This window comes from Actinomyces bouchesdurhonensis, assembly GCF_900128465.1.
In the GTDB taxonomy this organism is placed as follows: domain Bacteria; phylum Actinomycetota; class Actinomycetes; order Actinomycetales; family Actinomycetaceae; genus Pauljensenia; species Pauljensenia bouchesdurhonensis.
This window is the reverse complement of sequence record NZ_LT635869.1, coordinates 457,053-461,505: the sequence shown is the minus strand read 5'-3', so window position 1 is coordinate 461,505 and position 4,453 is coordinate 457,053. Positions and strand designations below refer to the sequence as shown.

Sequence of the window (4,453 nt, the reverse complement as noted above, 5' to 3'; positions counted from 1 at the left end):
GTGCTCATTGCTTTTCTTTCTCCTGTGTGTGTGATGTCGGGAGTTTTTCTTGATGGTGGGTCGCCGTGGTCACGGGACCGCTTGGTGGCTCAGGCGAGTGCCTTTCGCCTCTTGGTGGTGACCACAGTGATCACCATCGCCCCGGACATGAGCGCCGTTGCGACGCCGATGTAGGGGTAGATTCCGGTGCTGCCGGCTTTGGGCAGCTCGCCAACCTCGGTGTCTTTGACGACCAGGGTTGCTTTGTTGGTGCCGTTGATGATGAAGCCTTGTTCCACGGAGCTGGTGTTGAGTTCGGAGGAGAAGGCTTGGATGGCGCCCTTAGCCCACTGGGAGGTGTCGTTGAGGTCGGATGCAAGCTCAACGGTCGTTCCGGAGCCGTCGGCTCGGGCGGATTTGAGGGTGAACTTGAAGGGCCGGGGCAGCAGGGAGTGTCCTGCGGGGGCTTTGGTTTCGACTAGCCAGTAGGGGGTGTCGATGTTCAGGTCGCCCACGCTCCAGTAGTATCCGTCGGTCGCGCTGGCCTGGGTCAGGGTTTTGACGACGGTGGCGCTGGTGTCCGTGTTGGGGTTGGCGTTGTAGATCGCGAACTCTGCGCCTTTGAGGGGGTACATGGCGTCGTTGTTGTCGCCGTAGGTGTACTGGTTCGTCGGGTTGGTGAACGTGGTGCCCGTGTTCTGCGTGCCGGCCTTGACCACCACGAAGTCGTGGGGGACGGTGGGGCCGCAGGCCTTGTTGTTGTTCGTACCGTCGGTGTCCTTGCCGCTCTGCGCTAGGACCTCGTTGAAGAGGCCGTGGCCGGCGGTGGGGACGCCGCTGCCGTCCGTCGAGCAGGATAGGTTCGCTTCGTTGTAGCCGGTCGCCGCCGTGTTGCGGGTGACCGCGAAGCGGATCCAGTATTCCTTGGTTGCGCCGGCAGCCAGTTCGACGCCGTCGGTCAGCGTGTAGACGCCGCTGGTGGCGGTGGCGTCGGACGCGGCGTCCAGGCCCGCCTGGGTCTCGGCGATCTTCGCGGACTGGATCTCGAGGCCCTTAGCGAAGTCGGGCTTGTCGGTGAGCTTGCCGGTGTTGGCGGCCAGATTACCGTCGTTGGTGGCGACGATCTTGTAGTCCACGGTGAAGCTGGTGGCGCCGCCTGCGCCGCCGTTGTTTTCGATGGTCTTCTGGACGCGCAGCTTGGGGGCCTGGTATTCGTTGACGAATGTACAGGTGATGGGGGCTGCCTCGTTGGAGGCTGCGCCGCCGACGTTCTTGAAGTTGACGCCTCGCGCGGTGCGGGTCACGGCGACGTCTTCACCGATGCCGTTGACGCACTTGATGTCCTTGAGGTTCCACTTGTCCTCGCCGCCGGTGTTGATGTCCTTCTCCGTGATGGTGAAGTCGGAGTTGCCGACCTCGAAGGGGATGAAGGTCGAGTCGTACTTCGCGTTTGCCGCACCGAAGGCGGTGGGGGTGAGCGTCGCGGCCGGGTCGGCATCCGAGATGTACGAGGTCTTGGCGGGGGCGGAGGAGACCGTGGGCTTCGTGCCCGGCACGGTGCCGGTGGTCGCCGGGGTGCGGCTCGTGTTGTCCGCCCAGGTGGAGCCGGTGGTCACCGCGAAGTTGGCGGCCGGGATCGTCGGGTTCGCACCCGAGGGGTCCTCGACGGACTTCACGATGCGCACGCTTCTCTCCTCGGTGATGACGCCGTAGAGGCAGCCGTAGTTGACCGAGAGCTCCTGCGTGATGAAGGTGTCGGTGCGCTTGGCGCCCGCCGGAGGCGTCGCCGGGCAGTCGGCAGTGGGGATACTGTTGATGTTATCCGGCGTAATGAACGTCCTGGGGTTGTTCGCGGGAGTAAAGCCCCACAGCTGCAGGCGGTAGGTGCGGCCATTCTTCGTGAAGGTCTGGTCCGACGTCGTCTTCTGCAGCTTCACGTTGTCCCAGACGTAGGGGTTCTCGTTGACGTTACCCTTGGCGCCGGGCCAGTCAATAGGCGTAACACTCTTGCCGGAAATCTGGTTGAAGGGCTGTGCCGCACCCTTGTTGTAGTACTGGCTGTAGAGGTCGTAGTCGCCGTTGCCCTCGCCCACGTACTTGACGCAGTAGTAGCGTCCCGACTGGGATTCGGGCTTGTTGACGTAACCCTTCGAGCGGTCGGAGGGGTCGATCGGATCCGGCTCATAGGCCGTGCCAATGAAGACTAGCTCGCCGGTCGCAGGATCGGTCACCCACTTTGGCGTACCGTAGTAGATCCCCTGGTCCATGACAGCGTCGCGCAGGTACTGAAAGCCAGACGCGGGGAGTGCAGGTTCTGTCGCAGACTTACCGTTGATGCCGATGTCGGTGCGGCAGGTTCCCGTCCCACCAATACCGGGGTGCTTGATGTAGGCACCGCCCTTGCGATAGATGATCGTCGAGGACAGCGTGTTGGAGGTTTCCTGGTTGACGAAGGGGAATTCCTCAGGTGTGCTGCCGAGCAGGTCCGGGAGCGTAATGTTCAGGCTGGAGTGCAGGAACTGCTTGACATCAGCTCCACCCTGAATCGGCAGGTTGTTGTGGCGGATCGCGCCGAGCAGGAACGTCTGGCCCGGCTGGACGGTACCCGGGTCATTCGGCTTGAAGCCGATGGCAGACTGACCGTTGGCCCACAGCTCGGCGTCGCCACCGTCATTCCACTTCTTCCATTGCGCATGCATCCACTTTTCGCTGTCACTTTGCTTGTTGGCAGGCTTCGTCTGCTTATCCCACTTCCAGGGCATGCCTCGAGTGATGTAGGTCCACAGATCATTGTTCTTAGCGAACGTGCCACCCAGCTGGGTGCGAACGGGCTTTTTGTCAGTGATCGGCTTGCCGCCGTTGACGCCAGCTTGGGAGAAAGGGGTCTCCGACATTCCGGGCACGATGCCGTAGCGAATGAAGTTATTGGGATAACTAGTCGTCGTGTCCGTTTCGGACGTATTGATAATGCCTGTTCCCATGCCCGCACGAACGGGACCAACCTCAATGCCGGTGGCGGCGGGCTCCTGGGCGGCGTGCGCCTCCTGGGGCGTGAGCTGAGAGGTGACCAACACGCCCGTAACACTGACCATAGCGGTCAGCGCGGCGATGGCGCGGGCAAAGGAACCCCGGCGCTCGTGGCGCACGTGTCCGGCTCGCGGCTGGCTCTTTCTCATAGTCTCTCTCCTTGACGGGCTGCCCCTGTCGCATTGGTCGAGCTGTTCAGTATTGCTCGCGGGGCGGTTGTTCCAAAACCTTGATGCCCCTTAGGCTACGCCATGGTTACTCGAAAAATCAAACGGAATCTGACCAACCATGGTATGCAATAAGTTACAGACAAACAGTCAAGTCTCCTTTCTATGACATTTCACGATTATATAGCATTACGTCTAGTTACCGACTAGATGACCATGCTCACGTTTTGAATATTTTTAACGGATGGCAAGTAACCAAAAATTGCCTTATTGCAGCTCTTCACACTTGCCTGGTAAGACTCTGCGAGGTGCATCGACGCAGGCCACTTTGACAATGGAGACTCTCACCACAACCTCACAACCAAAGTGACCACAGCGACCACCCACCCCGCCCCGGCCTCGTCACGCGCCCACCCCCACACAGCTGCACAATAGGGCGCATGGATCGACGCCCCGTCACCCTCGACGCGCCAGTGACCGCCTACGAGCCGACGCGCCCGACCCCCGCCGCCATTGTGTCCGGCGAGGTCGCCGCGCACGACGCGCCGCACCCCCTGTCGGTCTTCGACATGTTCCGCATCGGGATCGGGCCCTCCTCGTCGCACACGGTGGGTCCGATGCGCGCGGGCCTGGCCTTCACGACGGAGCTGACGACCCTCACGCCGCCCTCGCGCATCACGATCAACCTATTCGGGTCGCTGGGGGCGACGGGCCGCGGGCACTCGACCGACCGCGCGGTGCTGCTGGGCCTGGCTGGCTACGACCCAGAGACCGTGGACATCGCGACGGTAGAGGCGATCCTCCCGACGCTCGCGAGCACGGGTACCCTCACGCTGCCCAGCGGCACGCGCGTCCCCATGAGCATCACCGAGGACATCCGTTTCATCCCACGCACTGTCCTGCCCTATCACGTGAACGCGCTGACGATCACAGCCACCGACGAGGACGGCACCGTCATCCTGGAGCGCACCTATTATTCAGTGGGCGGCGGCTTCGTCATGCTGCAGACGAACGACGACCCGCTTCACCCCGAGGTTTCCTCGCTCGCATCCAGCCAGGCCGGCGTCGGCATCGACGTTCCCGCACCACACCCGTTCGCCTCTAGCGCGCAACTGCTCGCCGCGTGCGATACGTCCGGCCTGAGCGTCGCCGAGTTAGTGCGCGCCAACGAGGAGGCGGTGCGCCCACGCGACACCGTCAACGCCTACCTGGATCGCATCGCCGACACGATGTTCGACTGCGCGGACGCAGGCACGTCGGCGGCGGGCATCCTGCCGGGC

2 protein-coding genes are annotated in these 4,453 nt (G+C 62.6%); one reads left to right on the top strand and one right to left on the bottom strand.

From position 1 onward, the window contains the following. Positions 1-89: 89 nt before the first annotated feature. Positions 90-3,155, bottom strand: coding sequence for a SpaA isopeptide-forming pilin-related protein (locus tag BQ7477_RS10560; RefSeq protein WP_073983831.1), 3,066 nt, complete (start codon positions 3,153-3,155; stop codon positions 90-92). Between the two features lie 458 nt (positions 3,156-3,613). Between BQ7477_RS10560 and BQ7477_RS10555 the strand changes: the two genes are divergently transcribed. Continuing rightward, positions 3,614-4,453 (top strand): serine dehydratase beta chain (locus tag BQ7477_RS10555; RefSeq protein ID WP_277352397.1); only part of this gene is annotated, 840 nt, incomplete at its 3' end.

Coding starts and splice junctions, on each gene's coding strand:
- BQ7477_RS10560 (WP_073983831.1), bottom strand. CDS start 3,155: ATGAGAAAGAGCCAGCCGCGAGCCGGACACGTGCGCCACGAGCGCCGG.